Source organism: Stenotrophomonas sp. 59 (assembly GCF_030291095.1).
Classification (GTDB): Bacteria; Pseudomonadota; Gammaproteobacteria; order Xanthomonadales; family Xanthomonadaceae; genus Stenotrophomonas; species Stenotrophomonas maltophilia_Q.
The window spans coordinates 4,117,398-4,144,051 of sequence record NZ_CP127408.1; the positions used below are offsets into that span (position 1 = coordinate 4,117,398).

Here is a 26,654-nt window from a genome sequence, read left to right on the forward strand (position 1 = left end):
AGCGTCAGTAGATCCATGCCATGCGTGGATGAGAACGCCGCGAAAAACAAAAAAGGCCCGGGAATGCCGGGCCTTTTCATTGCTTCAACGCCATCCCGCCTTACGCGGTGAACAGCGCCTTCATCTTCTTCAGCGCGTTCGCTTCAACCTGGCGGATGCGCTCGGCCGACACGCCGTACTCGTCGGCCAGCTCCTGCAGCGTCACCTTGCTGTCGGCATCCAGCCAGCGGCGGCGGATGATGTCGCGCGAACGGGCATCCAGCTCAGCCAGGCCTTCGCGCAGCAGCTGCATCTGGTTGTCTTCGCTGTCGGCACGCTCGTACGCCATCGACGGATCTTCGTCATTGGCGACCAGGAACGCGGCCGGCGACGGCGGTGCGTGTTCGTTGTCTTCGTCGGTCGGCGCATCGAAACCGATATCGCGACCGGACAGGCGCGACTCCATTTCCATGACCTCGCGCTCGGACACGTTCAGGTCCTTGGCCACCGCGCTGACCTCAGCCGCGTTCATCCAGCCCAGGCGCGTCTTCGACTTGCGCAGGTTGAAGAACAGCTTGCGCTGCGCCTTGGTGGTGGCGACCTTCACGATGCGCCAGTTCTTCAGGATGAACTCGTGCATCTCGGCACGGATCCAGTGCACGGCGAAGGAGACCAGGCGCACGCCCATCTCCGGGTCGAAGCGCTTGACCGCCTTCATCAGGCCGATGTTGCCTTCCTGGATCAGGTCGCCCAGGGCAAGGCCGTAGCCGTTGTAGCCGCGGGCCACGTGCACCACGAAGCGCAGGTGCGAATGCACCAGCTCGCGGGCGGCGTCCAGATCGTTGCCGTCGCGGAAGCGACGGGCCAGGTCCTGTTCGTCATCGACCGACAGCACCGGGATCTGGTGCACGGCACCGATGTAGGCGTCCAGCGAACCGAGCGCACTGGGAATCGGGAGATTGTTTGCCACAAGGGCAGTAGAGGTGTTCTGGCTCATAGGCACCCATCTTAGCAGTCCGGGATTTGGACTGCTAAAGGAGGAAAAAGTTCCAGCATCCTATTGATGCAACACTGGTCCCAAACAGAGCCCTACCGTAGCGCGATTTGATGACAGTGGCGAGCACGCTTTTCGGGATTCACAATCCCTTGGAATTCAAGCAATTACCCACCGGAAACCGGCCGATTCCGGTCAAGCGGAGCTGAACGGGTAGGCCAGGAGGCCCATTCAGGGCCGAAAACGTTGCCCGGTGTTCAGCCCCGGACCGGCACCGGCGCTCAGAGTGCCGAACGCGGCGGCAGCGACCAGTCGATCGGGGCCTGGCCGCGGCGCTGCAGGTACTCGTTGGCCATCGAGAAATGCCGGCAACCCAGGAAGCCACGGTGTGCCGACAACGGCGACGGGTGCGGCGACTTCAGCACGCGATGGCGACGGGTATCGATGACCTTGCCCTTCTGCTGCGCATAGGCACCCCAGAGCATGAACACCAGGCCTTCGCGTTCGCGGTTGAGCACGTCCACCACGTGGTCGGTGAAGCCCTCCCAGCCACGGCCCTGGTGCGCGCCGGCCTTGCCCTCTTCCACGGTCAGCACGGCATTGAGCAGCAGCACGCCACGTTGTGCCCACGGAATCAGGCAGCCGTGGTCCGGGCGCGGGAGGCCGAGATCGCTCTCGATCTCCTTGTAGATGTTCAGCAGCGACGGCGGCACCGGTACGCCCGGCGCCACCGAGAAACTCAGGCCATGCGCCTGGCCGCGGCCGTGGTACGGGTCCTGGCCGAGGATCACCACCTTCACCTGCTCGAACGGCGTGGCATCGAACGCGGCGAAGATCTGCGGGCCGGGCGGGAACACCGCCGCGCCACCGGCCTTGCGCTGGCGCAGGAAGCTGGACAACTCGCGCATCTGCGGCTGCAACAGGTAATCGCCGACATGCTGCTTCCAGCTCGGTTCCAGCTGGATCGTCGGGGTGTCCGCTACTTCATCAATCATTGCGCCACTTCATCGAATCAGGGGTCCATCGTTCAACCGGGCCAGCCGCAGCTGGAACAGCACCTTGGTGACCAGCAGCCGTTCTTCGATCGGCTTGAGCACCAGGTCGTTGGCACCGGACTGCAGCAGCCCGGTCTGGTTGTGCGGGTTGCCGTCGCCGGTCATCACCAGCACCGGCAGGCGGCGCTTGCCGTAGCCGAAGTCCACGCGCACGCGCTGCACCACGTCGCGGCCGCTCAGTTCACCCTTCAGGGTGACGTCGGTCAGCACCAGGTCGATGCGGTGGCGGCTGCGGCCCAGCGACTCGGCAGTGAGCAGGGTGAACGCCTCTTCGGCGCTGACCACGTGCAGCACGTTCAACTGCTGGCGTTCCAGCATGCGCTTGGTGGCCTCGGCCACCACGCGGCTGTCCTCGATGTAGAGGATGGTGGCGCCGGGAATGGTCTGCGGCTGCACATAACCGCGGATGAAGGTCGCCAGCGCCTCGTGGCCGAGCGATTTGTCGAAATAGTCGGTGACGTACTCGGTGAAGCGACGCTGCTCCAGGTGCTGCTGTGCATCGCCGGACACCACGATCACCGGCACATAGGCCTGCCCCGCGGCTTCGCGCACCATCCGCGCCAGTGCCAGGCCGTCGCCATCGCGCAGGGTCAGCGAGGTGGTCACCAGGTCCACCGGACCCTGCGCCAGCGCCTGCTGCGCGTCCTCGATGCTGTCGCAGCCGATCACCTCCACGCCGGGCAGGTCGCGCTTCAGGACATCGGCGATCAGCTTGCGCACCAGCTTCGAGCCATCGACCACCATCACCCGCGTCGCGGGCCCTTCCAGGTGCTTCAGCGCTTGCGGTTGCATGCCGGTCTCAGGTGTCGGTCGGGCGCGTCTGGCGCAGGAAGTGGCCGGTCACCAGCCACGCGCCCAGCCAGCCCAGCAGCAGTGTGCCGAGCAGGACCAGGCCGCCATGCAGCAGGTCCAGGCCGTGCAGCACGAACGGGCTGCCGTAGCTGCGGGAAAGTTCAGCCAGCGGCAAGCGCAGCGCGGCACCGGCGGCGCCGATCAGGGCCAGCGCCACCGCACCGGCACCCAGGCCGTACCACGCGCCCAGGTACAGGAACGGGCGGCGGATGAAGCCGTCACTGGCACCGAGCAGCTGCAGCACGCCGATCTCCTCGCGGCGGGCCTGGATGTCCAGGCGCACGGTGTTGCCGACCACCAGCGCGGCGCCGACGCCGAGCAGCACCGACAGCACCTGCACCAGCCGCGCACCGAACGCCAGCCAGGCATCCAGGCGCTGGCGCCACAGTGCATCGTGCTGCACCAGGTCGGCCTCGGGCAGGCTCTCCAGCGCGCGTGCCAGGCGTGCATCGTCCTTGCCCTGGCCGGGGGTGATCACCAGCAGCGAGGGCAGCGGGTTGTCATTGAGTGCGTCGATCGCCTCGCCGAGGCCGGCATCGCGCAGTTCCTGCAGGCCCTGCTCGGGCGTGCGCACGTTCACTTCGGCCACGTCATCGCGGTCGCGCAGCTGGCCGGCCAGGCGCAGCGCGCCGGGGCCATCGACATTGCCCTTCAGGAACACGTTGATGTCGCGCGACTGCTGCACGCTGCCGGCGAACTGCTTGAGGTTGTCCAGCGCGATCGACAGGCCCAGCGGCAGGGCCAGCGCCAGCGCCATGACCATCACCGTCAGCAGGGTCGCCCACGGCTTGCGGAAAGCACGGCCGAGGCTGAACACCACGCTGTGCACGTGGTGCTGGAACCAGACGCCCACGCGCGAGGGGGCGGCGGCTTCGCTGTTTTCGTTCTTCGCCATGGGTTACTCCGCCAGGTCCTGCGGCGAGATGTCATCCACCAGCCGGCCGTGGTCGAGGATCAGCACGCGCTTGCGCATGCGGCGCAGCAGCGGCAGGTCGTGGCTGACCACCAGTACGCTGGTGCCGCGCGAGGGCAGTTCGGCGAACAGGGCCATGATCTCCGCCGCCAGGGTCGGGTCGAGGTTGCCGGTCGGCTCGTCGGCCACCAGCAGCTTGGGTTCGCCGACGATGGCGCGGGCGATGCCGACGCGCTGCTGCTCGCCGGCCGACAGCTGCGAAGGCAGCGCCTTCTCGCGATGGCCCAGGCCCATCCGCTCCAGCACCGAACGCACGCGCTTGCCGATATCGCCACGGCGGGTGCCGCGCAGGATCAATGGCAGCGCCACGTTCTCGGCGATGGAACGGTCCATCAGCAGGCGGTGGTCCTGGTAGACCGCGCCGACCGCACGCCGATGGCGTGGGATGTCGCCGCCGCGCACCTTCAGCAGGTTGCGCTCGTCGAACACCACCGCGCCGCGGCTGGGCCGCTCGTCGAGGTGGATCAACTTGAGCAGGGTGCTCTTGCCCGCACCGGAATGGCCGGTGACGAACAGCATCTCGCCCGGCGCGACCTCGAAGCTGACATCGGTCAACGCCTCGTGGCCACCGGCGTACTGTTTGCTGACATTGTCGAAGCGCAGGACACTCATGCCCCGATTATGCAGGAGCGGCGCGACGGATCGGTAGCGCCGGGCCATGCCCGGTGAAAACCTTCCGGCATCGCGGCCCCGGACGGAGGCCGCTTCGCTCGCCGGGCATGGCCCGGCGCTACCGGCTTAGTTGCCCGACAGCATCCGGCGGATCTTGCGGCCGATGCGGGTCAGGAACGAATCGCCGGTATCAGCGGCCGTGCGCACCGGCTTGGCCACCACCTGCACCGGGGTGACCGGGCTGGCGCCGTTGCCGGTATTGGCCTGCACGCCCTCGGCACCCTCGACCGGACGGCCGTGGCGACGACGACGGCGCTTGCGCGGCTTGTGCTCGCCGTCCACCGCACCTTCCGGTGCGCCTTCGGCACGCGGCGGGCGCGGCGGGCGCGGAGCCTGGGCGGTGGCGCCTTCGACGCCGGCGGCCGGGGCGGCAGCGCCCTGCTCGCCTTCCACGCGTGGCTTGCGCGGGCCACGCGAACGGCGTTCGCCGCTGCGCTCACCGTCACGGCCACCACGGCCACCACCGCCGCCGGAACGGCCGCCACTACGGCCGCCACCCCGACGCTCTTCCTCGGCGGCACGGGCTTCGCGCGCTTCGCGGAAGATCTGGCCGACGCTTTCGTTGTCCTCGCCTTCCTCGCCTGCAGCCGGTGCCGGGCGTTCCGGGCGCGGCAGCGGCGTCAGCAGTTCCTTGGTGACCGGCTCGGACGGAATCTTCTGCTCGATATAGGCCTCGATGTCCGGCAGGCCCATGGCGTAGCGCTCGCAGGCGAAGCTGATCGCGTCGCCCTCTTCACCCAGGCGCGCGGTACGACCGATGCGGTGCACGTAGTCTTCGGCATCGAACGGCAGGTCGTAGTTGTAGACGTACTTGATGCCGTCGATGTGCAGGCCGCGCGCAGCCACGTCGGTGGCCACCAGGATTTCCAGCTGGCCCTTCTGGAAGCGGTTGAGCAGGCTCTCGCGCTTCTTCTGCGGCACGTCGCCGGACAGCACGCCCACGCGGTAGCCGGCCTTTTCCAGCGAACGCGCCACGCGCTCGACGAACACCTTGGTGTTGACGAAGACCATGGTGCGCGCGCCTTCGCTGCGCGACAGCAGGCCGAGCAGCAGCGGGATCTTCTCGTCGTCGGCCGGGAAGTAGATGCGCTGGCGCACGCGGGCAGCGGTGATGGTCTCGGCTTCGACCACCAGCTTCTGCGGCTCGTTCATGTGCTCGTAGGCCAGCTCCAGCACGCGATGGCTGAGGGTGGCACTGAACAGCAGGGTCTGGCGGGTGGTGCGCTCCGGCATGCGGCGCAGCAGGAAGCGGATGTCCTTGATGAAGCCCAGGTCGAACATGCGGTCGGCTTCGTCCAGCACGCAGATCTCGCAGGCGTGCAGCGAGACCACCTTGTGCTGCTTGACGTAGTCGATCAGGCGGCCCGGGGTGGCGATGATCACGTCCACGCCCTGCTGCAGCAGTTCGCGCTGCTTGTCGTAATCCACGCCGCCGTAGACCAGGGCGAAGCGCAGGCCCAGGTCGGAACCGAACTTCACCGCATCCTTGTGGATCTGGATGGCCAGTTCGCGGGTCGGGGCGAGGATCAGCGCGCGCGGATCTTCCGGCTTGCGGTCGGCCAGCGCCGGACGCGTCAGCAGGCGGTTCACGACAGCGACCAGGAAGGCCAGGGTCTTGCCGGTGCCGGTCTGGGCCTGGCCGGCAACATCACCGCCGGGCAGCGCGACCGGCAGGGTCAGCGCCTGGATCGGGGTGCAGCGGGTGAATCCGGCTCCTTCAAGCCCGGCCTGCAGGGCCGGATGCAGCTCGAAGGAGGAAAAGGTCAAATCGGTCAGCGGTTTGTCGCTCATGAGTCCGTCTTGGTATGGCCGCCGGCCCGTGGGGCGGCTGGCACTTCATCGTCTAGGGGCACCGTCGCAAACTGCGGCCCCTGCGGCGGGTTGGCAGGCTGGGACCACCCGGTCCGTGCGCCGCACAATGGCCCAGTTTAACGCACTCGGGCCGGCAAACCGGAATGCCCTGTCTCACCAACCAGAGAGACGGCAAACCTTCACCCAGCCACACGGGACTTGAACGCCCCCGCCGGGCCCGCTGGTGTCGCCCGCTGCCACCCCCATCTCCAGGAAGACAGTGAAATCCGACACATACCGAGCTTCGAAGCGATCACGATACGCTGGGTTCCAGCCGGCGCCTGTCCCCGCCCTGCGATAGGGGTACACTGCCGGCCGTGAGCGTCCAGGCATCCCGCCGAACGCACCGCGGCAGTGCGCCGCGAGGCAACGACGAGGGTCGCGCCACCGGGCATGGCCCAGTTCACCCACCTCCGGCATGGCCGGGTGCAATCCAAGACGAGAAACCAAGATGAGCGACAAGGTTGTACATGTCGGCGACGCCGACTTTGATAGCGCAGTGCTGAATTCCAAGGAACCGGTGCTGGTCGATTTCTGGGCCGAATGGTGTGGCCCGTGCAAGATGATCGCCCCGGCGCTGGACGAACTGGCCGACGCCTACCAGGGCCGCGCCAAGATCGCCAAGGTCAACGTCGACCACAACCGTGCGCTGGCCGCCAAGTACCACGTGCGTTCGATTCCGTACCTGGTCGTTTTCAAGGACGGCGAGAAGGTCGGCGAGCAGATCGGTGCGGTGGGCAAGGCCCAGCTGGCCGGCCTGCTGGACAAGGCCCTGGCCTGATCCTGCTGTTTTCCGGCAGCCGCCGCCCGCGGCTGCCGGCGGGCGCCCCGCGTCCATGATGAATGCTGTTCCCGGCAGCCCTTGCACGGCGCCGCAGGCCGATGATAGTGTCGGCACATCCGGCCGCGTTCGCGTGCCGCACCCTCTGGACGCAGTTTCTTCCAGACCCATTCCCAACGTTCGCCGCCCCAGCCGGGCGCTCGCACCTTCAAGCGAGGAATAACGCTCTTGTCCGATAACACTTCCGAAACCGGCAGCGCCGATGCGCCCGCCGAAAAGCGCGTGCGCAAGCCCCGCGTGAGCAAGGCCGCCGCTCCGGCAGCCGCCGAAACCAGCGCCGCTCCGGCGCAGCCGACCCTGCCGCTGGCCGCCGCGCCCGAGGCACCGGCCCCCGCCCCCGCACCGAGCGCGCCCGCCGCCGAGGCCCCTGCCAGCAGTGGCGGTGGCGAAGGTGGTGAGGGTCGCGAATCCGGCCAGCCGCGGCAGCAGAACCACCAGGGGGGTGGCCAGAACCAGGGCCAGAACCCGTACAACCAGAACGGCCAGCAGGGCCAGGGGCAAGGCCAGGGCAACCGCCGTGACCGCTTCCGCAACCGCCGCGACCGTGACCGCAACAACAACAACCGCTTCCGCGACGACGGCATGCCCAATGACGGCGGCGAGCAGCAGCCCTTCGTGCCGCGCCCGCATGCGAACGTACCGGAAGGCTTCCCGGTCTATTCGCTGAGCGACCTCAAGCGCATGCCGGCACAGAAGCTGCTGGAAATCGCCGAGCAGCTGCAGATCTCCGAAGGCGTGGCGCGCGCCCGCAAGCAGGACGTGATCTTCGCCCTGCTGAAGGTGCTGACCCGCCATGGTGACGGCGTCGCCGCCGACGGCGTGCTGGAAATCCTGCCGGACGGCTTCGGCTTCCTGCGCGCGGCCGAAGCCAGCTACCTGGCCGGCCCGGACGACACCTACATCTCGCCCAGCCAGATCCGCCGCTTCAACCTGCGCACCGGCGACCACATCTCCGGCCGCATCCGCTTCCCGAAGGACGGCGAGCGCTACTTCGCGCTGAACATCGTCGACACCATCAACGGCGAGCCGATCGAAGCGTCGAAGAACAAGGTGCTGTTCGAGAACCTGACCGCGCTGTTCCCGCGCCGCCGCTTCACCCTGGAGCGTGGCAACGGTTCGTCGGAAGACATCACCGGCCGCATCCTCGACCTGATGGCACCGCAGGGCAAGGGCCAGCGCTCGCTCATCGTGTCCCAGCCGAAGGCCGGCAAGACGATGATGATGCAGCAGGTCGCCACCGCCATCACCACCAACCATCCGGACGTGCACCTGATCGTGCTGCTGATCGACGAGCGCCCGGAAGAAGTGACCGAAATGCAGCGCACCGTGCGCGGCGAGGTCATCAGCTCGACCTTCGACGAGCCGGCCGCGCGCCACGTGCAGGTGGCCGAAATGGTCATCGAGCGCGCCAAGCGCCTGGTCGAGCACAAGAAGGACGTGGTGATCCTGCTGGACTCGATCACCCGCCTGGCCCGCGCCTACAACAACGTGGTGCCGAGCTCGGGCAAGGTGCTGACCGGTGGTGTGGACGCCAACGCCCTGCACCGCCCGAAGCGCTTCTTCGGTGCCGCGCGCAACGTGGAAGAAGGCGGCAGCCTGACCATCATCGCCACCGCGCTGGTCGATACCGGCTCGAAGATGGACGAGGTGATCTACGAAGAGTTCAAGGGCACCGGCAACAGCGAAGTGCACCTGAGCCGTCGTATCGCTGAAAAGCGCGTGTTCCCGGCCATCGACATCAACCGTTCGGGCACCCGCCGCGAAGACCTGCTGATCGAGCCGGAGCTGCTGCAGAAGATCTGGATCCTGCGCAAGCTGCTGCATCCGATGGATGAAATGGCCGCGATGGAATTCCTGCTCGACAAGATGAAGAACACCAAGTCCAACGACGAGTTCTTCGGTTCGATGAAGCGCTGATCCACGGCATTGCATCGAAAAGAACCTGCCGCTCGCTGCGGCAGGTTTTTTTTTGCCTGCAGGGCGACCCACTTCACTTCACCGCCGCCCGGTTTTGGCGATAATCCGCCCGATGCCCTGCCCGGCCCCGAGGGCGTGGCCACCGATTCCCGCTGTCGCCCCTTCCGGAGAACCGGTCGGGTCCAGCCTCCTGCCGGATCCGTCGACGCATGCGAACGCTGTCTCCCCGCCTCAACCTGGGCAAGCTGATCCTCGCCCTGGCCCTGCTCAGTGCGGTCATCGCGCTGGCCAACACCCTGCTGGCCAGCTACCGGGTGCAGCGCGACCAGCTGGTCGGCAACACTCTGGAAGCCAACCGCGTCTACGCCACCAAGCTCGCCGAGACGACCCAGAACTTCCTGCTGGCCGCCCAGCAGGAACTGGCCTACGCCGCCACCCGGCTCGGCCAGGGCAATCTCGATCCGGCGCAGGCCCAGGACGAAGCCAGCCGCCTGCAGCTGCAGACCAACAGCTTCAACTCTTCGCTGGTGGTGGATGCCGACGGCCTGGTGATCGCCACCTCACCGCAGACCCTGCAGCTGCAGGGCGAAGTGCTGCACAGCGTCGGCAACAACGCCGCACTGGCCGCGCGCCAGCCGATGATCAGCGACCCGTACCAGTCGGCCACCGGCAAGCTGCTGGTCTCGCTGTCGCACCCGATCTTCGATCGCCAGGGCCACTACCGTGGTTACGTCAGCGGCACCCTGTACCTGCGCCAGCGCAGCGCGCTGCACACGCTTCTGGGCAAGCACTACTACCGTGATGGTTCCTACCTGTACGTGGTCGACCGTCATGGCCGCCTGCTGTACCACGCCGACGGCAAGCGGGTGGGCGACTACGTGGTCGGCAACCCCGCGGTGAAGGCCGTGGTGCGTGGCGAGCGCGGCGCGCAGCAGGTGCGCAACAACCTGGGCGTGTCGATGCTGGCCGGCTACGCACCGGTGGCGGCCACCGGCTGGGGCATCATCGCCCAGCGCCCGACCGAGGCCACGCTGCAGCCGCTGTCGCGGCTGATGACCGCGGTGATCTGGAACGCGATCCCGCTGGGCCTGCTGTCGCTGCTGATCACCTGGTGGTTCGCGCGCCGCATCTCGATGCCGCTGTGGCAGCTCGCGCGCAACGTGCAGGGCGGCGAAGACACCGGCAACGCGATCAACCACGTCAGCGGCATCCGCGCGTGGTACTTCGAGGTCGCCCAGCTGAAGCAGGCGGTACTGCACAGCTTCAATGCGCTGCAGGACCGCATCGGCACGCTCAACCGCGCCAGCCGCACCGATCCGCTGACCGGCCTGCTCAACCGCCGCGGCCTGCAGCAGGCACTGGATGCCCTGCAGGTACAGGGCATCCCGTTCGCGATCCTGGCGCTGGACATCGATCGCTTCAAATCGATCAATGACAACCACGGCCATGATGTCGGCGACGCCGCCATCGTCCACATCGCCGACCAGATGCGCCGCTACTCGCGCGACAGCGACATCCTCTGCCGCGCCGGTGGCGAGGAGTTCCTGCTGCTGTTGCCGGGCATCAGCGCCGAGTCAGCGCGACAGGCTGGCGAGCGTCTGCGCCAGCACATTGCCGACCATCCGTTTGAACCGGTCGGCACCATCACCGTCTCGCTGGGCGTGGCCCATTTCCCAAGCTTCCACATCGACGCCGAGCAGGCCCTGCGGCTGGCCGACAAGGCGCTGTACCTGGCCAAGGAGCAGGGCCGCAACCGGGTGGTGGTCTACCCCTACGCCGATTGACGCGGAGCCGGTCTGGCCGGCTCCGCAGTGATCGTCAGCCCTGCTCCAGCGGAGTCAGCAGGCGCAGGCCGCGCTTGGCGCCGTCCACCATGTAGATGCCACCCTCGGGCAGCAGATCGCCACCGGCCTGCTCGATCGGGTCCGCCTTGCGCCACGGCACGGTCTGCCGCGGGCCCGGGATGAAGGCACGCCAGCGGCCATAGCGCTCCGCTCCATTGGGATCATCGTTCAGGCCGAAATTCACCGGTATGCGTACCGTCCAGCTGTCGCGGGTGCTGGCTTCGCCGGTGGTCGGCGGGTTGAACGTCCACTTGCGGGCACTGCTGACGGCGGCCCTGGCCAGGATCTCGCGCATCTTGGCAAGGGTGCGCTCGCGTCCGACCAGGGTCATGTTCACCTGCTCGGCAACGACATCGGCCACCGTGCCGTCACGCGCGATCCTGACCACCAGCAGCACTTCACCCTGCCCACCGCTCCGATAGACCTCTTCCGGATAACGCGGGGGTGTCATGCGCCCTTGGGTCACCGAATCGGTGGCCTTCTCATCGTACTCGCTGAAATTGACACTGGTCATGCTGACTTCGTAGCCACCATCGGCCATCGCCTTGCCCCGCAGGCGCACCCGCAATGGCGCACGTGCGGCCACCGCCTTGCCATCGCGCAGGGTGGGTTCGAAGCGCCAGCCTCCGATGGTGCCCTCCACGAAGGACGCGATGCTCGGAGACAGCATCGACTTCTGGTCCAGTACCAGCGAGCTGACCGCGCCCTCGGGCGTGACCTCGATCTGGCCAGAGAGCACCATGCTCATCTCCGCGGTCGCACGCACCGCGCGCGTGGTCTGTGCGCTGGCATCGCCAGCAAGCAGGGGAGCGCCGGCACCGATGGCCAACGCGAGAGCGAGGAACAGGGGGGGACGCATCATTGCCGGATCCTTGGTGATGAGTGCCGAGCGTAGCGCAGTCTTCACATCCGCGACAGTTCGGCCTGGCTACGCCAACCGGTGCGCGCCAGCATAGGGCGGTGTATCCGGATAGTCACCGCGGGCGAAGCGCTCCTGCAGGCCCTGCCACCACGCCGGATCGAACAGATGCCGGTAGTGCTCGCGGACCGCGGCCAGTTCACCCGCCGGCAGGCCCATGAACGGGCCGAAGCGTTCGGGGAACACATCGCGCGGCCCCACATGGAACCAGGGTTCGTCAGCCAGTGCTTCCTCCGGTGTGCGCGGCTGCGGCCAGGCGCGGAACACGCAGTCGCTGACCAGGCACAGTTCGTCGTAGTCGTAGAACACGGCCCGGCCGTGCCGCGACACACCGAAGTTCTTCGGCAGCATGTCACCGGGGAAGATGTTGTTGCGTGCCATGTCGGTGATCGCCTGCGCGTAGTCGAGCACCGCTGCACGCACCGCCTCCCCGCCCTGCTCGCGCAGGTACAGGTTCAATGGACGGAAACGGCGCTGCACGTAGCACAGTGCGATCTCCACCTCGTCGCCATCGACGCGCACGCTCTGTGCACACTGCTGCAGCAGTTCGTCCAGCAGTGCAGGAGCGAAGCGGTCGCGCGGGAAGCGCAGGTGGCGATAGGGCTGCGCGTCGAGCAGGCGGCCGACGCGATCGAGGTTGAACACCAGCGCGTACTTCTCTTCCACCTGCTGCCGCGACATCGCCTTGGGCCATGCGAAACGGTCGCGGATCAGCTTGAAAACCAGCGGATAGCTGGGCAGGGTGAACACCGCCATCACCATGCCCGGCGTGCCTTCGGCATGCACCAGCCGCTCCTGCGGATGCTCGTTGAAGTGGCGGAAGAAGGTGCGGTAGCGCTCGGTCTTGCCCTGCTTGGCACGGCCCAGCACGGTGTAGATCTCATCAATGGGCTTGCCCGGCAGCAGACTGCGCAGGAACACCACGGCATCACCTACCGTGGCCAGGTTGGCCTGGAAATAGCTGCGCGATACGCCGAACAGGTGGGCCACGTCCCGGCGCCGGGTCAGCACCGCATCGGCGCGCAGGCCACGTTCGTCGTTGACCAGCGCGATCACGCACGGCGAGAACCGATGCTCGCCGAACACGCGGCCGACCAGGTAGGCGCGGCGCTCGCGATAGAACACGGTGTCGAGCAGCTCGATGCTGCGCACCGGTGTATCGCCCCAATGGGCAAGGTCATCCTGCAGGCGCACCGCGATCGCCGCCGCACAGCGCAGCTGATGTACGTAGGGAATGTCGAACCGGTAGTCGGCCAGCACGCGCTGCAGCGCCTCCACCGGCCGCGTCGGCGAAACCGCGTAGGTATGTCGCGCGACCGGATGGGTGATGGCATCGGAGGGCTCCACATCGAATGCGATGAACTCCAGCGCCGGATCCACGCCGCGGGTGGCGAACATGCGTCGCGACAACGTGTTGTAGAAGGTCTTGTACAGCTCGGCGTCGATCAGCCCCTGCAGCAGCGCGCTGTACTGCGCATGCACCTGCAGCCATAGCGCACGTTCGCCGATCGCCTCGCCGGCAAGGCGGCGCAGTGCATCCATCTGCTCGGCCACGCACAGGTCGTACAGCGCAATGCGCTCGACCGCATCCTGCCGGGCACCGGCCCAGTCGCGCTGCTCGAAGCGCTGCCGCGCGCGGGCGGTCACGCCTGCGAATCGAGCGTGGTAATCCTCGAAGCCATCGCGGATGGCCACCGCGATGCGCGGTGCCAGCTCGGCAGCAATGTGAGGCTCGGACATGCAGGACTCACCCGGTGGGACCGGCTTCACCATACGCTGGCGTGGGGTTGCTTGTGTAGAGCCGGGCCCATGCCCGGCCCGGTTCACCGCAATCTGCCCGAAGCACAGCCGAGCGTCGGCCCGGCTCTGCAGGGGCAGGCCCATTGCGTCCCACGAAAACGCAACGATTCCTACAGACCCCGGTCCACCGCGTTGCCTACCCTTCCAGGCTCACAACGGCACGAGGTGACGCATGCAGCAAATGACCCTGATCCCACGCATGGAGGAAGGCAACGTAATCCCGCAGCGGGTGCGAGACGGCTACATCAGCGCCACCGCGCTGTGCCAGTCCGTGAACAAGCGCTGGTCCGACTACCGGGCACTGAAATCGACGGAGGAGTTCCTGCAGGAGCTCACCCTCCAGACCGGGCTGGCCGAGCACGAACTCATCCACGTGGTCTCCGGCGGAATCCCGACCATGCAGGGCACCTGGATCCATCCCTATCTGGCCATCAACCTGGGCCAGTGGCTGTCCCGCAAGTTCGCGGTGAAGGTGGCGCAGTGGGTGGTGGAATGGCAGCAGGGTCGCGCCAACGCGGTGATGCCCGCGCATATCGAGCGCTACATGCAGAACCGGGCCAGGGTGCCGTACACCCACTTCTCGATGCTCAACGAGCTGACGTTGAACCTGATTGCACCGCTTGAACAGGCTGGCTACACCCTGCCGCAGGCGCTGGTGCCGGACATTTCCGAAGGGCGCCTGTTCTGCAAGTGGCTGAGGGACCAACGGGGTGTCGACACCGATGCACTGCCGACGTATGACCACACCTACCCGGATGGGCGCACGGTGCCGGCCAAGCTGTACCCCAACGAGTTCTACGAGGACTTCCGCCGCCACTTCAATGAAGTATGGCTCCCCGAGAAAGCACCGGCGTACTTTGCAGCGCGCGACAGCAAGGCGCTTTCGTTCGTGACCGCGCTGCTGCTTCCGGCGCCGTGACTACGGCTGGAAGCAGCCGAGCATGGCTTGTATGTTCCTCCCGGCTCCTACGAGGTATGTAGGAACCAGGGTGGAGGGACCGTCAACATGATATCTGCGGGTACCAGCCGACAGACGAGCCGAGCGATCCCCATCCCGCACCTTAACGTCGATAAAGGATCTAGCGGCCTTTGAGGACCGCCGATGTAGGCAAGCCAACGTGGTGCGGTACCACCCCAGCCCCTCAACAATAGCTGGGAGTTGCGCAGATGTCAGATCGTTTGGCTGTCGGTATCGATGCCGACTCAAAGAGCTTTGTGGTGGCACGCCATGGCACCAAGGGCAGCACTCGAATCGCCAATTCAGCATCGGCCATCGATAAGTGGCTGTCTGGCCTGCCGACCAGGTCTCGCATTGGGGTGGAGGCGACCAATCGCTACCATGAGCTTGTGGCTCAATCTGCCCAGAAGGCCGGCCACGCCGTCTTTGTGCTTAATCCGCGCGACATCAAGCATTACGCCAAAGGGGTGGCTTGCCGCGGCAAGACCGACTCTGGCGACGCACAGGTTATCGCGCGCTACATCGCGAAGGAGGCCGACAATCTGCACGAGCATGTCGCCCGTTCGCCTGCGCAGGAGCGGCTGCATGTACTGCTCCAGCAACGTGACAGCCTGGTCCGGAGCAAGGCGAAGCTCACTCTATCGCTGGGTCCGGATGCACCACGGTCTGCCAGCTTCGCGCATATTTTCAGCGCTCTGAAAGAGGCCATCGCCTCGCTGGACCAGCAGATCCAGCAGCTGTGCCGCACGGGTGAACAGTGCGACCTGTATCGGCGGATCATGACCATCCCGGGGATCGGACCGACGGTGGCCGCCTTCATCACCCATCACATCACACGCTGGCCCTTGGCCAGCGCAGATGCCTGGATTGCCTGCACCGGCCTGGATCCGCGACCCAACGAGTCCGGCGCCCGCATCGGCAGACGGCGTCTGTCCAAGCGTGGCAGCGCCAGCCTGCGCCAGATTCTTTACATGGCAGCCATGGGCCTGACCCGCTCGAAAGGGGGCAAACCTCTTTACACCGCCATCCGCGAGCGCGGCCATAGCAGCACCGCCAGCTTCAACATCCTGGCCAGAAAGCTGGCCAAGATTGCGTGGGGCGTCTTCAAAAGTGGTCGGGATTTCGATCCAGCCATGCTGAAAGTGGGTCAAGCCTGCTTCCAGCGGGCTTGACCGCGAACATAGGATCTCGGCTCTACAGATGCAAAGTGCAGCCGAGCATGGCCCGGCTCTACAGATGCGAAGCACAACCGAGCATGGCTCGGCTCTACAGATGCGAAGCACAACCGAGCATGGCTCGGCTCTACAGATGCGAAGCGCAGCCGAGCATGACGTTTCGTTCTCCTGTGGAGCCGAGCCCATGCTCGGCTCCACAGAAGCCGGCGGTTCAGATCGCCAGATCGGCCTCCACGTCCTGCACCTTGCGCCGGGCCAGGGCCAGGTTGGACTTGGTACGGTCGAGCACGATGTAGAAGAACAGCCCCTTCTTCTTCGCCACCGGGCGCATGATGTGGTACGCCTTGCCCAGCGAGATCAGGATGTCCTCGATGCTGTCGTTGAGATTCAGCGATGCGGCGGTCTTCATCTTGGCGCGGATCACTTCGGTGTTGCCGGCGGCGGCCACTTCCATGTCCATGCCGGCACCGGCCTCGCCCAGCAACATGCCGCTTTCGTAGTCGACCAGCGCCACTGCCTGCGCGCCGTCGATGCCCATCAGTGCGTTCAACGATTCATTCAATCCAGCCACGTCGCACCCCTTGTCGATGTTGGTTCGAGCCCCTCGTTCCCCTGCGGCCGGGCTCACGATCCGCCGAGTTCAGCCAGGATCGCCTGGCCACATTCCCTGCTCTGCCACAGCACCTGGCCGATCACGCTGCGCTGGTCGCAGGCCGCCATCAGCAGCAGCGGCGCGCGCCCTTCGGCCTGGATCGCCAGCATCAGCACCTTGCCGCCCGCGGCCTCCAGCATCAGCGTCTGCAGATCACCCAGCACCAGTTCGCGCCCCACCGCTGCGGCCAGCGCCAGCATCGCGCTGGTCATCGCTGCCAGGCGTTCACCACGCCCTTCGGCACCGGCACTGACCAGGGCGAAGCCATCGACACTGGCCAGCACCACCGTGCGTACGCCTTCCACCCGCTGCCGCAGGTCCTGCAGCAGCGGCTGCAGGCGCTCACGCTGGCCGGCATCGGGCAGTACCGCCACCTGCCCGTCAGCCATGCGCGGCCACCAGTGCATGCGCTTCCATCTCGCCCATCAATACATCCATCAGCAGCAATCCCTGTTCGCGGTCGCGGGCATCCACTGCCAGCAAGGGCAGCGGTTGATCATCGAGGCTGGCGCGTGCGGCCCAGTCGTCCAGCGCGGCATGCGGTGCCTGGTCGAGATGGGTGACGGCCACCACCAGCGCCAATGACGATGCGAACGGCCGCAGCACCTGCAGGTAATCCTCCAGTTCGGCAACCACGCCCGCGCGCCGCGCATCCAGCAGCAGCACGGCGCCGCGGGCGCCCTGCAGCAGGATCGGCCAGAGGAAATCGAAACGCTGCTGGCCCGGCGTGCCGTACAGGCGCAGGCGCTCGCCATTGGGCAGGTCGATATCGGCATAGTCCAGGGCGACGGTGGTGGACGCCTTGTCGGCACCGACGCGGTCACTGTTGGCCACATCGGTATCGATCACCGCCCCGGCCGCGATGCTGCGCACCAGGGTCGACTTGCCACTGCCCATGCCACCGAGCACCACCACCTTGTGCTCACGCATTGCGCTCGCTCCCGCGCAGGTGCCGCCACAGGCGGGCGAGCAGGCCATTGTCGGTCGCGCCGGCCGCACGCGCCGCTACCGGTGCCGCGGCGGATGCCTGCAGCTGCGCGTAGCCGCACAGGTAGGCGGCATGGATGAAGTCGCGCACGGCAGCGGCTGGCAGCTCGAGCAGCATCGCGCACTCGTCCACCGTGCACGCGCGCTTGAGCAGCAGCGAGCACAGCCGGAAGCCATCGTGGTCATGGCCCAGCACACGGAAGTCGGGCCAGCGCAGCAGCTTCACCGAAGCACCACGCAAGCGCTCGTCCAGCGCCTGCCAATGGCGGCTGCGCTGTGCCCACTGCCACAGCAGGGGCCGCAGCGGCTGCCGCGGCCGATCAGCGGCCAGGGCCTGCAGGCGCGCCGGCGTGAGCGCATCCAGCTGCAGGCGTTCGAAGGCATCGGCCAGGCGTTCGACCAGCGCAGCGGCAGGCTCCTGCAGCAGCACCGCCTGGTCGTGCTCCAGGTCCATCAGCAGTACCGGCTCTCCGGCATCGCAGAGCAGGGCCTGGCCCTGGCGCAACGGCAGCCGCTCGCGCAGGAGGCGGGTGATGGCGTGTGCACCATCGGCCAGGCGGATCGGTGCGGGTGCGTGCATGGCCAGGGGCTCCACTGCCAACTGCATCCCGCGCAGCGCGCGGCCGATGGCTCCGTCATCAAGTACGTCCTGGTGGCCATCGCCGTCGCGCAGCTGGCCCCCCAGATCCTCTATCCAGCACTGCAGTCGCGGGCGTTGCTGGCGCATGCGCAGGGCTGCATTGCGCAGCGCCGGCGTATCGCGGATGACCAGCAGGTCGCAGTCGTCCAGGTCCTGGCTGCGACGGATCTGGCCATCAGGCAGGGCCGAGGCCAGGCGCAGACGCTGCAGCAGAGCCTGTTCGCCCTGGATGTCGGTTCCCACTACCAGCACGCGTGCCATCGGTGTTCCCCGTGCGACCACCTCCCCGGTGGTCTCGCGTCGCCAAGGCTAGGGCATCGCTGGAGGCAACCGTCGTGATCGATTGCTCAGATTGAAGGCGGCTGCAAACCCGTGCCGATCCATTCTGCGACCGCCATCGTGGGCAAGTTTCATGCCCTCTTGACGACATTACGCCGGTTGACGGATTTCACGGTTCTGGCCGCTGGGGGGATGGGGTCGGAGCCCTCTGCGGGCAGAGGGATCCGCCCCCCAAAGCAGATTGGGGTCAGATCCCTCTGCGCGCAAAAGGGATCTGACCCCGGAGGAGGCAAAAAGAAACCCGCGCCGAGGCGCGGGTTCCGGTGTCACGACCAGGCGGCGATGGATCAGCCGCGCAGCTGCTCCAGCGCGGCGTTGAAGGTCGCGCTCGGGCGCATCGCCTTGCTCGCCTTGGCCACGTCCGGGCGGTAGTAGCCGCCAATGTCCACGGCCTTGCCCTGCACAGCGATCAGCTCTTCGACAATCTTCTGCTCGTTGTCGGTCAGCGCCTTGGCCAGCGGTGCGAAGCGTGCCTTCAGGGCAGCATCTTCGTCCTGTGCGGCCAGTGCCTGGGCCCAGTACAGCGCGATGTAGAAATGGCTGCCACGGTTGTCGATGCCACCCAGCTTGCGCGACGGCGACTTGTCGTTGTCCAGGAACTGGCCGTTGGCTTCGTCCAGCGCCTTGGCCAGCACACGGGCGGCAGCGTTGTCGTAGCGGTTGCCCAGGTGTTCCAGCGACGCGGCCAGGGCCAGGAACTCACCCAGCGAATCCCAGCGCAGGTAGTCCTCTTCGACGAACTGCTGCACGTGCTTCGGGGCCGAACCACCGGCGCCGGTCTCGAACAGGCCGCCACCGGCCATCAGCGGCACGATCGACAGCATCTTGGCGCTGGTGCCCAGTTCCATGATCGGGAACAGGTCGGTCAGGTAGTCGCGCAGCACGTTGCCGGTCACCGAAATGGTGTCCTCACCCTTGCGGATGCGGTCCAGCGAGAACGCGGTCGCTTCCACCGGCGGCAGGATGCGGATGTCCAGGCCGTTGGTGTCGTGGTCCTTCAGGTACTGCTCGACCTTGGCGATGACCTGTGCGTCGTGGGCACGGGCGGCATCCAGCCAGAACACGGCCGGGGTGCTGCTCAGGCGGGCGCGTTCGACGGCCAGCTTCACCCAGTCCTGGATCGGCGCGTCCTTGGTCTGGCACATGCGCCAGATGTCACCGGCTTCCACGGCGTGTTCGAACACCACGTTGCCGGCATCGTCGGTGACCTTGACCACGCCATCGGCGGCGATCTGGAAGGTCTTGTCGTGCGAACCGTATTCTTCGGCCTTCTGCGCCATCAGGCCGACGTTCGGCACCGAGCCCATGGTGGCCGGATCGAAGGCGCCGTGCGCCTTGCAGTCGTCGATGACGGCCTGGTACACGCCAGCGTAGCAGCGGTCTGGAATGACCGCCTTGGTGTCCTGCAGCTTGCCTTCGGCGTTCCACATCTTGCCGGAGTCGCGGATCATCGCCGGCATCGAGGCGTCGACGATCACGTCGCTCGGCACGTGCAGGTTGGTGATGCCCTTGTCCGAATTGACCATGGCCACGCCCGGACGCTGTGCGTACTCGGCGGCCAGGTCGGCTTCGATCGCGGCGCGGGTGGCTTCCGGCAGCGACGGCAGGCGCGCGGCCAGGTCACCGATGCCGTTGTTGGCGTCGAAACCGGCCTGCTTGAGCACGTCGGCGTGCTTGGCCAGCACGTCCTTGTAGAACTCGTTGACCGCCACGCCGAACATGATCGGGTCGGAGACCTTCATCATGGTCGCCTTCAGGTGCAGCGAGAACAGCACGCCCTGGGCCTTGGCATCGGCGATCTGCTCACCGATGAAGGCGGCCAGTGCCTTGCGGCTCATCACCGCGGCATCGACGATCTCGCCGGCCTTGACCGCGGTCTTTTCCTTCAGCACGACGGTGCTGCCGTCCTTGCCGTGGAAGGTGATCTTCAGCGAACCGGCATTGGCCAGGGTGGCCGACTTCTCGCTGCCGTAGAAATCGCCGGCGGCCATGTGCGCGACATGCGACTTCGAATCCGACGCCCAGGCGCCCATGCGATGTGGGTGCTTGCGCGCGTAGTTCTTCACCGACAGCGGTGCGCGGCGGTCGGAGTTGCCTTCGCGCAGCACCGGGTTCACTGCACTGCCCTTGACCTTGTCGTAGCGTACCTTGTAGTCGCGCTGCTGGTCGTCAGCCGGGGTTTCCGGGTAATCCGGCAGCGGGTAACCCTGATCCTGCAGTTCCTTGATGGCCGCCTTCAGCTGCGGCACCGAGGCGGAGATGTTCGGCAGCTTGATGATGTTGGCGTCCGGGGTGGTCGCCAGCTGGCCCAGCTCGGCCAGGTCATCGCTGACCTTCTGCGCATCGGACAGCAGTTCCGGGAACTGCGACAGGATGCGGCCGGACAGCGAGATGTCACGGGTTTCCACCACGATGCCGGCGGTGGCGGTGTAGGCGTCGACGATCGGCAGCAGCGACTGGGTCGCCAGGAACGGGGCTTCGTCGGTCAGCGTGTAGAGAATCTTGGACATGGGGGACTTGGACTCTGTAGCAATGCTCAGGGGAAGGCCGGCGCCAGCGCCGGGCCACGTGCAACCGTGTCGCTTTCCCCCGTCGCCGTCAGGGTGGGCGCGCGGCGGGGAAACCCCTGCATTGTCGCGTTTTCAGCCGCGCGGGGCAAAGCCGCGCCATACGCGGCGGTACTGCACGGCGGCAACGCTGTGATCCATCCACGCATGGCGTGGATCTACGCAGACGCCACCGTCAACAGATCCACGCCACGCGTGGATGAAACCCAGCCCCAGCATCAGTAGATCCACGCCACGCGTGGATGAAGCCCGGCCCCAGCATCGATAGATCCACGCCACGCGTGGATGAAACCCGGCCCCAGCATCAGTAGATCCACGCCATGCGTGGATGAAACCCGGCCCCAGCATCAGTAGATCCACGCCATGCGTGGATGAAGCCCGGCTCCAGCATCGGTAGATCCACGCCATGCGTGGATGAAGCCAACCATCGCCCAATAAAAAAGGACGCAGCCTCGCGGCTGCGTCCATCGTGAGTCCTGTCGGGAGAGAGTCGGCAGGACTTACTTGACCTCGAACTCCTGCGGCGTTCCGGCCGCCTTGCCATCGACCATGACCTCGGCGCGGTACTTGCCGGCCGGCCAGCCCTTTGCATTCTTGAACGTGACGTTGGTGGTCTCCGCGCCGCTGGCATTCAGGGTCGCGGTCTGTTCGCCGGCCACCTGGCCGTCCTGGAAGGTCAGCTTGGCGCCGACATTGACGTTGTTGGCAGCGCCATCGGTCTTGACCGAGACGATGACGTCATCCTTCGGCGAGAACAGTGCAGCCGGGGCGACCGACTTGTCGGCGGCAGCGGTCTTGCCCACGGTGACGGTGGAAACGCTGACCGCAGCAGCTTCCGCCATCGGCGGCGGTGCACCGGTCATCGGCGCCGGCGCTGCCGGCTCGGCCGGAGCCGTGGCGGCCGGAGCGGCGTTGGTGTCGGTCGACTCTTCCTTCTTCTTGCAACCGACCAGGGCGACGCTGCCCAGCAGGGCGGCGATCAGGGCGGTCTGGAGCGGGGTGGTCTTGATCATTCGGGGTTCCTCCCAGGGATTGTCGGACGGCGTTCGATCGCCGGCTTACTTCGGCGGCAGCTTCAGGGTCTGGCCCGGGAAAATCTTGTCCGGGTCGTCAAGCACATCGCGGTTGGCTTCGAAGATCTTCTTCCAGGCGTTGGCGTCGCCCAGATGCTGCTTGGCGATCTTCGACAGCGAGTCGCCCTTCTGCACGGTGTAGGTGCCGCCGCTGACGATCTCGGCGGTACTGTCCACCGAAGCGCTGACGCCGGAGAAGTCCGCCTTCGGCACCTGCTCGGCGGTACTGTCGACGCTGGCACTGACGCCGGAGAAATCGGCTTTCTTCTCGGTACTCATCCACAACTCCCGTCTGCATGACTACGTGGCTCGCACGGTGCCATGGCGGTTGTTAAACGGGGATGGTGCAGATGTGAAGCCGCCCCGGGGGGCGGCTGAACAAACGGGGCGGAAGGTGGCCGCTGCGCTCGCCGGGCGTGGCCCGGCGCCACCCGTAACCGCCTGCGGCGGTTACTGGCGCAGTTCGCGGTAGGTCGCGGCCGGGGCAGCGATGCCGGGGCTGGCGCGCCACGGGTTGATGTCCAGGCCGCCACGGCGGGTGTAGCGGGCTTCCACTTCCAGCCATTGCGGCTGGCAGCGCGCAGACACCTCGCTGAAGATTCGCTCAACGCATTGTTCGTGGAACTCGGCATGCTCGCGGTAGCTGACCAGATAGCGCAGCAGGCCGGCACGGTCGATCTTCGGCCCGTAGTAGCGCAGGCTGACCGTGGCCCAGTCCGGCTGGCCGGTGACGGGGCAGTTGGACTTCAGCAGTGCCGAGACCAGGGTCTCCTCCACCACCTCATCGGCATTGGCCGAGAGGAAGTCTGCCTGCGGCGGGCCGTAGCAGTCGATCTCCAGTTCCAGCCCGTCGATGGACTCGCCGAGCGGCGTCTCGCGCAGGCCCGGCAGGCCGAACTCGACCTGGACCGGCGCACCGGCACAATCCGACAGATCCGCCACGATGCGCGCGCGCAGTGCCTCGGCGCTGTCGATGCGGGTGCTGTTGAGGGAGTTGAGGTACAGCTTGAACGACTTCGATTCGATCAACCGCGGCGAAGTGCACGGCACCTGCACGGTGGCCACGGCCACCTGCGGCTTGCCGCGCGGGTCGAGCCAGCTCAGCTCGAAGGCATGCCAGCGGTCATGGCCGACGAACGGCAGCGCGGCGTCATCGAGACCGATCTCGGCGCGAGCGCCGCTGCGGGGGATGGGAAACAGCAGGCCGGGATCGTACTGCGATGGGTAACTGACCTCGCGACCGAGGCTGGAATCCTGTGGGGTGTTCATGGTGGGCATTGTATCGCGCGGACGGCGGGCCTTCGGCCGGGCCGGCCAACGGCGGAGCCCCTCCGTGGTGGTTGTGTTGCCGGATGCCGGGGTTGGCCGGGAGGGTGGCTTGGCTGGGGGACGCCGTGAATCCGTCCATGGAGGCTCGGTCGCCGCATCCATGCGGCTCACGCCCCCAGCCAAGCCACCCTCCCGGCCACGGACAATTTCCCGCGCCACCACGGGAAAGATCAGAAAATCAAAATCAAAATCAAAATCAAAAGCCGATCCTTCAGACGTTCATGACGTCCGCCGTGTCGACCAAGGTCGACACCCACCAAAGCAGGATGTCGTTCCGGCAGCCCGCGGGAAACTGTCGAAGGCGGGGTGGGTCCGGTTGAGGGGGTGTCCGCGGCATGGATGCCGCGGCCAAGCCCCCAAGGACGGGTTTACGGCGTCCCCCTCAACCGGACCCACCCCGCCATCCCACGGAATGCCCACTTTTGACGTTGACGTTGATTTAGGCGGGTGCAGGGCTGCAAGCCCTGCCGGCACCCCTCACCCCGCAGGAGTGCCGGTACCGTGCAGGTAATCCAGGCTCACCTGCAGCAACGCCCGCAATCCCACATCCAGCGCCTTCTCATCCAGCAGGAACTTCGGCGAATGATTCGCCGGCGCCGTCGCCGGGTCGATGCCCACACTGGTGGAACCGACGAAGAAGAACATGCCCGGCACTTCCTTCGCGTACAGCGAGAAATCCTCCGCGCCCATCTGCAACGGCGGCTCGTACACGTTGTCCTTGCCCACCACCGCCTGCAGGCTCGGCAGCATCTTCGCGGTCAGCGCCGGGTCGTTCACCGTGGCCGGGTTGCCTTCCGACTCGTAGATGTCGGTTACCGCCTTGGCACCGTGCGCGGCGGCGGTGTGCTCGGCCACGTTGCGCAGGTCGGCGAAGATCTGCTGGCGCATGCCCTCGTCGAAAGTGCGGATGGTGCCGACCATCTCCACCTCATCGGGAATGATGTTGTAGCGGATGCCGCCGTTGATCGCGCCAAAGGTCAGCACCGCCGGTTGCTTGGACAGGTTGGCGCGGCGGCTGACGATGGTCTGCGCGGTGCCGACCAGATCGGCGGTGGCCACGATCGGGTCAACGCCGTTCCACGGCGCCGAGCCGTGCGTCTGGCGACCGATCACCTTGATCCCGAAGCGGTCCGAGGCAGCCATCAACGGGCCACCGCGCACCGCGATCTGCCCGGCCTGCACACTGGAGAACACGTGCAGGCCGAACACCGCCTCCGGCTTGAAGTCGGCGAACAGGCCTTCCTTCAGCATCAACGCGGCGCCACCCTCTTCCGGCGGCGGCGCGCCTTCCTCGGCTGGCTGGAAGATCAGCATCACCTGGCCCGGCAGGTCCTTCTTCATCGACACCAGCGCTTCAGCCACGCCCAGCAGGGTGGCGGTATGCGCGTCATGGCCACAGGCATGCATCACGCCCACGGTCTGGCCGCGGTACTGGTCGGTGGCCTTGGAGGCGAACGGCAGGCCGGTCTGCTCGGTCACCGGCAGCGCGTCCATGTCCGCACGCAGGGCGATCTTCGGGCCAGGCTTGCCGCCCTCGATGATCGCCACCACGCCGTGATGGGCGATGCCGGTCTTCGGCTTCAGGCCCATCGCACGCAGGCGCTTGGCGACCTCGGCCGAAGTGCGCGCCTCGCGGTTGGACAGTTCCGGGTGCTGGTGGAAATCACGGCGCCATTCGACCACCCGGGCCTGCAATCGCTGTGCGGCGGCGGTCACTTCCGGGCGCTGCCCGTCCTGGGCGTTGGCAAGGGCCGGCAGGGCCAGCAGCAGGGCGGACAGCAGCAGCGAACGGCGCATCGCAATCTCCACGGCAAAGGGTTCCAGCTGAATGTAGGGCAACACCGGCGCCACGGGAACCTCCCGCTCTGGATCCGGTCTTAGCGCCCGTCCCATCCGTAATGCAGGAAACGTGATGTGGCACAGGTATGCTTTGCGCATTGCCAACCGGGGTCGCGCCCCGTCCAGCCCTCTTGGAGTCCTCGTAATGTCACGTGTTTGGAAGATCGTGCTGCTGGTCGTGGCGGTTCTGGTGCTGGCCGTGGTCGGCCTGCGCGTCATCGGCGGGGGCAAGGACAAGGCTGGAAAGCCGGCGGCGGGAGCGCGCCAGGGTGGCGAAGACCCGGATGCCGGCCCGGTGCCGGTGACCGTGGTCGAGGCCACGCGCCAGGACGTACCGGTGTATGCCAGCGCGCTGGGCACGGTGACGGCAATGAACACCGTCACCGTCAGCCCGCAGGTCGGTGGCCAGCTGATGAGCCTGAACTTCCGCGAAGGCCAGGAAGTGAAGAAGGGCGACGTGCTGGCAGTGATCGATCCACGCACCGCCCAGGCCAGCTACGACCAGGCGGCGGCGGCCAAGCGCCAGAACGAGGCGCTGCTGGCCACCGCGCGCTCCAACTACCAGCGCTCGAATGCGCCGGAGTATCGCCAGTTCGTCGCCAAGACCGATCTGGATACACAACGAAACCAAGTGGCACAGTACGAGAGCGCAGTCGCGGCGAACGATGCCAGCATGCGCTCGGCACAGGTGCAGCTGCAGTACACCCGGGTCACCGCTCCGATCTCCGGCATCGCCGGCATCCGTGCGGTCGACGCGGGCAACGTGGTCAGCGCCGGTACCGCCCTGGTCACGCTGACCCAGGTCCACCCGATCCATGTGCTGTTCAACCTGCCCGAACGCCAGCTCGGCGACGTGCGCCAGGCGCAGGCCGCCGGTGCGGTGCCGGTGGCAGCGCTGGACCGCGCCGATTCGCACGTGCTGTCCGGTGACGGCAAGCTGGACGTGGTCGACAACCTGATCAGTGCCGACAGCGGCACGTTCAAGGCGCGCGCGCTGTTCGACAACACCGACAACGGCCTGTGGCCGGGCCAGTTCGTCAACGTGCGCATGCAGCTGCGCACCATCGGCGGTGGCGTGGTCATTCCGACCCAGGCCGTGCTGCGTGGGCCGGACGGCGAGTACGTCTACGTCGTGCAGGGCGACAACACGGTGAAGATGCAGACCGTGCGCAGTGGCGTGGAAGTGGGCGACAGCCAGGTGCAGATCGCTGAAGGCCTGAAGGGCGGCGAGCGGGTGGTCAGCGAAGGCCAGTTCCGCCTGAAGCCGGGCAGCAAGGTCACCGCGCTGAAGCCGGGCGAAACCCCGGCCGCACCGACCGAGGCCGAGCTGAAGGCGGCCGAGCAGAAGAACGGTGGCGGCGGTGGCCGTCGCGGTGGTGGTCCGCGCTGAGCGCAGGC

General features: G+C 66.8%; 23 protein-coding genes. 6 read left to right on the top strand and 17 right to left on the bottom strand.

The window, feature by feature from the left end; genetic code table 11:
* Positions 1-100: 100 nt before the first annotated feature.
* The 6 genes from rpoH to rhlB form a co-directional block, all read right to left on the bottom strand.
* Positions 101-976 carry an RNA polymerase sigma factor RpoH gene (rpoH, locus tag QP552_RS18900; RefSeq protein ID WP_049428989.1) on the bottom strand — a complete coding sequence of 292 codons (876 nt, stop codon included), beginning with the start codon at positions 974-976 and terminating at the stop codon, positions 101-103.
* 278 nt (positions 977-1,254) lie between these two features.
* A complete protein-coding gene (gene ung, locus QP552_RS18905; protein WP_111203668.1) occupies positions 1,255-1,968 on the bottom strand; it encodes a uracil-DNA glycosylase in 714 nt (237 codons plus the stop codon).
* Between the two features lie 9 nt (positions 1,969-1,977).
* Positions 1,978-2,820 (bottom strand): response regulator, encoded by an 843-nt coding sequence (locus QP552_RS18910; RefSeq protein ID WP_106551188.1) that lies wholly within the window; start codon positions 2,818-2,820, stop codon positions 1,978-1,980.
* Positions 2,821-2,827: 7 nt separating this feature from the next.
* Positions 2,828-3,775 carry a permease-like cell division protein FtsX gene (ftsX, locus tag QP552_RS18915; RefSeq protein ID WP_286074358.1) on the bottom strand — a complete coding sequence of 316 codons (948 nt, stop codon included), beginning with the start codon at positions 3,773-3,775 and terminating at the stop codon, positions 2,828-2,830.
* Positions 3,776-3,778: 3 nt separating this feature from the next.
* A complete protein-coding gene (ftsE, locus tag QP552_RS18920; protein WP_111112972.1) occupies positions 3,779-4,465 on the bottom strand; it encodes a cell division ATP-binding protein FtsE in 687 nt (228 codons plus the stop codon).
* Positions 4,466-4,591: 126 nt separating this feature from the next.
* The gene (gene rhlB, locus QP552_RS18925; RefSeq protein WP_106551110.1) at positions 4,592-6,316 is read right to left on the bottom strand and encodes an ATP-dependent RNA helicase RhlB; all 1,725 of its coding nucleotides are present in this window, start codon (positions 6,314-6,316) and stop codon (positions 4,592-4,594) included.
* Between the two features lie 511 nt (positions 6,317-6,827).
* Between rhlB and trxA the strand changes: the two genes are divergently transcribed.
* The 3 genes from trxA (at position 6,828) to QP552_RS18940 (ending at position 10,918) form a co-directional block, all read left to right on the top strand.
* Positions 6,828-7,157 carry a thioredoxin gene (gene trxA, locus QP552_RS18930; protein ID WP_005411275.1) on the top strand — a complete coding sequence of 110 codons (330 nt, stop codon included), beginning with the start codon at positions 6,828-6,830 and terminating at the stop codon, positions 7,155-7,157.
* A 228-nt stretch (positions 7,158-7,385) separates the two neighbouring features.
* Positions 7,386-9,134, top strand: coding sequence for a transcription termination factor Rho (gene rho / locus QP552_RS18935; RefSeq protein ID WP_142806871.1), 1,749 nt, complete (start codon positions 7,386-7,388; stop codon positions 9,132-9,134).
* A gap of 209 nt (positions 9,135-9,343) precedes the next feature.
* Positions 9,344-10,918: a sensor domain-containing diguanylate cyclase gene (locus QP552_RS18940; protein ID WP_286074361.1), complete on the top strand. Its 1,575-nt coding sequence runs from the start codon at positions 9,344-9,346 to the stop codon at positions 10,916-10,918.
* Positions 10,919-10,952: 34 nt separating this feature from the next.
* Here the strand turns inward: QP552_RS18940 and QP552_RS18945 are convergent, their stop codons facing one another.
* Positions 10,953-11,840 carry an energy transducer TonB gene (locus QP552_RS18945; protein ID WP_286074362.1) on the bottom strand — a complete coding sequence of 296 codons (888 nt, stop codon included), beginning with the start codon at positions 11,838-11,840 and terminating at the stop codon, positions 10,953-10,955.
* 66 nt (positions 11,841-11,906) lie between these two features.
* A complete protein-coding gene (gene aceK / locus QP552_RS18950) occupies positions 11,907-13,637 on the bottom strand; it encodes a bifunctional isocitrate dehydrogenase kinase/phosphatase (protein ID WP_106551117.1) in 1,731 nt (576 codons plus the stop codon).
* 241 nt (positions 13,638-13,878) lie between these two features.
* Between aceK and QP552_RS18955 the strand changes: the two genes are divergently transcribed.
* Together QP552_RS18955 and QP552_RS18960 are read left to right on the top strand one after the other, a co-directional pair.
* A complete protein-coding gene (locus QP552_RS18955; RefSeq protein ID WP_286074364.1) occupies positions 13,879-14,616 on the top strand; it encodes a KilA-N domain-containing protein in 738 nt (245 codons plus the stop codon).
* A 248-nt stretch (positions 14,617-14,864) separates the two neighbouring features.
* Complete coding sequence (locus QP552_RS18960) at positions 14,865-15,827, top strand: transposase (protein ID WP_286074365.1); 963 nt, start codon at positions 14,865-14,867, stop codon at positions 15,825-15,827.
* Between the two features lie 214 nt (positions 15,828-16,041).
* On the opposite strand, the gene QP552_RS18965 is transcribed toward QP552_RS18960, so the two are convergent.
* The 9 genes from QP552_RS18965 to QP552_RS19005 form a co-directional block, all read right to left on the bottom strand.
* Positions 16,042-16,401, bottom strand: a complete 360-nt coding sequence (locus QP552_RS18965; protein ID WP_049424080.1) for a hypothetical protein — start codon at positions 16,399-16,401, stop codon at positions 16,042-16,044.
* Positions 16,402-16,454: 53 nt separating this feature from the next.
* Entirely contained in the window at positions 16,455-16,871 is a 417-nt protein-coding gene (locus tag QP552_RS18970; RefSeq protein ID WP_049429000.1) for a roadblock/LC7 domain-containing protein, read from the bottom strand.
* Positions 16,864-17,412: an ATP/GTP-binding protein gene (locus QP552_RS18975; protein ID WP_049429001.1), complete on the bottom strand. Its 549-nt coding sequence runs from the start codon at positions 17,410-17,412 to the stop codon at positions 16,864-16,866. Before QP552_RS18975 ends, QP552_RS18970 begins: the two co-directional genes overlap by 8 nt.
* Positions 17,405-18,370, bottom strand: coding sequence for a hypothetical protein (locus QP552_RS18980; RefSeq protein ID WP_106551114.1), 966 nt, complete (start codon positions 18,368-18,370; stop codon positions 17,405-17,407). The genes QP552_RS18975 and QP552_RS18980 overlap by 8 nt, the downstream gene beginning before the upstream one ends.
* Positions 18,371-18,735: 365 nt before the next feature.
* The gene (locus QP552_RS18985) at positions 18,736-20,958 is read right to left on the bottom strand and encodes an NADP-dependent isocitrate dehydrogenase (RefSeq protein WP_286074366.1); all 2,223 of its coding nucleotides are present in this window, start codon (positions 20,956-20,958) and stop codon (positions 18,736-18,738) included.
* Between the two features lie 557 nt (positions 20,959-21,515).
* Positions 21,516-22,028, bottom strand: coding sequence for a hypothetical protein (locus tag QP552_RS18990; protein WP_099555121.1), 513 nt, complete (start codon positions 22,026-22,028; stop codon positions 21,516-21,518).
* Between the two features lie 45 nt (positions 22,029-22,073).
* Complete coding sequence (locus QP552_RS18995; RefSeq protein ID WP_005411287.1) at positions 22,074-22,367, bottom strand: LysM peptidoglycan-binding domain-containing protein; 294 nt, start codon at positions 22,365-22,367, stop codon at positions 22,074-22,076.
* Positions 22,368-22,538: 171 nt separating this feature from the next.
* Positions 22,539-23,357 carry an NADPH-dependent 7-cyano-7-deazaguanine reductase QueF gene (gene queF, locus QP552_RS19000; RefSeq protein WP_111111623.1) on the bottom strand — a complete coding sequence of 273 codons (819 nt, stop codon included), beginning with the start codon at positions 23,355-23,357 and terminating at the stop codon, positions 22,539-22,541.
* 537 nt (positions 23,358-23,894) lie between these two features.
* On the bottom strand, positions 23,895-25,214 hold the full coding sequence (locus tag QP552_RS19005) for a M20 family metallopeptidase (RefSeq protein ID WP_286074367.1): 1,320 nt from the start codon (positions 25,212-25,214) through the stop codon (positions 23,895-23,897).
* A gap of 187 nt (positions 25,215-25,401) precedes the next feature.
* Between QP552_RS19005 and QP552_RS19010 the strand changes: the two genes are divergently transcribed.
* On the top strand, positions 25,402-26,646 hold the full coding sequence (locus QP552_RS19010; RefSeq protein ID WP_111113241.1) for an efflux RND transporter periplasmic adaptor subunit: 1,245 nt from the start codon (positions 25,402-25,404) through the stop codon (positions 26,644-26,646).
* Positions 26,647-26,654: the final 8 nt, after the last annotated feature.

Excerpts from the sequence above, each read along its gene's own strand:
- rpoH (WP_049428989.1), bottom strand. The coding sequence starts at position 976 with ATGAGCCAGAACACCTCTACTGCCCTTGTGGCAAACAATCTCCCGATT.
- ung (WP_111203668.1), bottom strand. The coding sequence starts at position 1,968 with ATGATTGATGAAGTAGCGGACACCCCGACGATCCAGCTGGAACCGAGC.
- QP552_RS18910 (WP_106551188.1), bottom strand. The coding sequence starts at position 2,820 with ATGCAACCGCAAGCGCTGAAGCACCTGGAAGGGCCCGCGACGCGGGTG.
- ftsX (WP_286074358.1), bottom strand. The coding sequence starts at position 3,775 with ATGGCGAAGAACGAAAACAGCGAAGCCGCCGCCCCCTCGCGCGTGGGC.
- ftsE (WP_111112972.1), bottom strand. The coding sequence starts at position 4,465 with ATGAGTGTCCTGCGCTTCGACAATGTCAGCAAACAGTACGCCGGTGGC.
- rhlB (WP_106551110.1), bottom strand. The coding sequence starts at position 6,316 with ATGAGCGACAAACCGCTGACCGATTTGACCTTTTCCTCCTTCGAGCTG.
- trxA (WP_005411275.1), top strand. The coding sequence starts at position 6,828 with ATGAGCGACAAGGTTGTACATGTCGGCGACGCCGACTTTGATAGCGCA.
- QP552_RS18940 (WP_286074361.1), top strand. The coding sequence starts at position 9,344 with ATGCGAACGCTGTCTCCCCGCCTCAACCTGGGCAAGCTGATCCTCGCC.
- QP552_RS18945 (WP_286074362.1), bottom strand. The coding sequence starts at position 11,840 with ATGATGCGTCCCCCCCTGTTCCTCGCTCTCGCGTTGGCCATCGGTGCC.
- aceK (WP_106551117.1), bottom strand. The coding sequence starts at position 13,637 with ATGTCCGAGCCTCACATTGCTGCCGAGCTGGCACCGCGCATCGCGGTG.
- QP552_RS18955 (WP_286074364.1), top strand. The coding sequence starts at position 13,879 with ATGACCCTGATCCCACGCATGGAGGAAGGCAACGTAATCCCGCAGCGG.
- QP552_RS18960 (WP_286074365.1), top strand. The coding sequence starts at position 14,865 with ATGTCAGATCGTTTGGCTGTCGGTATCGATGCCGACTCAAAGAGCTTT.
- QP552_RS18970 (WP_049429000.1), bottom strand. The coding sequence starts at position 16,871 with ATGGCTGACGGGCAGGTGGCGGTACTGCCCGATGCCGGCCAGCGTGAG.
- QP552_RS18975 (WP_049429001.1), bottom strand. The coding sequence starts at position 17,412 with ATGCGTGAGCACAAGGTGGTGGTGCTCGGTGGCATGGGCAGTGGCAAG.
- QP552_RS18980 (WP_106551114.1), bottom strand. The coding sequence starts at position 18,370 with ATGGCACGCGTGCTGGTAGTGGGAACCGACATCCAGGGCGAACAGGCT.
- QP552_RS18985 (WP_286074366.1), bottom strand. The coding sequence starts at position 20,958 with ATGTCCAAGATTCTCTACACGCTGACCGACGAAGCCCCGTTCCTGGCG.
- QP552_RS18990 (WP_099555121.1), bottom strand. The coding sequence starts at position 22,028 with ATGATCAAGACCACCCCGCTCCAGACCGCCCTGATCGCCGCCCTGCTG.
- QP552_RS18995 (WP_005411287.1), bottom strand. The coding sequence starts at position 22,367 with ATGAGTACCGAGAAGAAAGCCGATTTCTCCGGCGTCAGTGCCAGCGTC.
- queF (WP_111111623.1), bottom strand. The coding sequence starts at position 23,357 with ATGAACACCCCACAGGATTCCAGCCTCGGTCGCGAGGTCAGTTACCCA.
- QP552_RS19005 (WP_286074367.1), bottom strand. The coding sequence starts at position 25,214 with ATGCGCCGTTCGCTGCTGCTGTCCGCCCTGCTGCTGGCCCTGCCGGCC.
- QP552_RS19010 (WP_111113241.1), top strand. The coding sequence starts at position 25,402 with ATGTCACGTGTTTGGAAGATCGTGCTGCTGGTCGTGGCGGTTCTGGTG.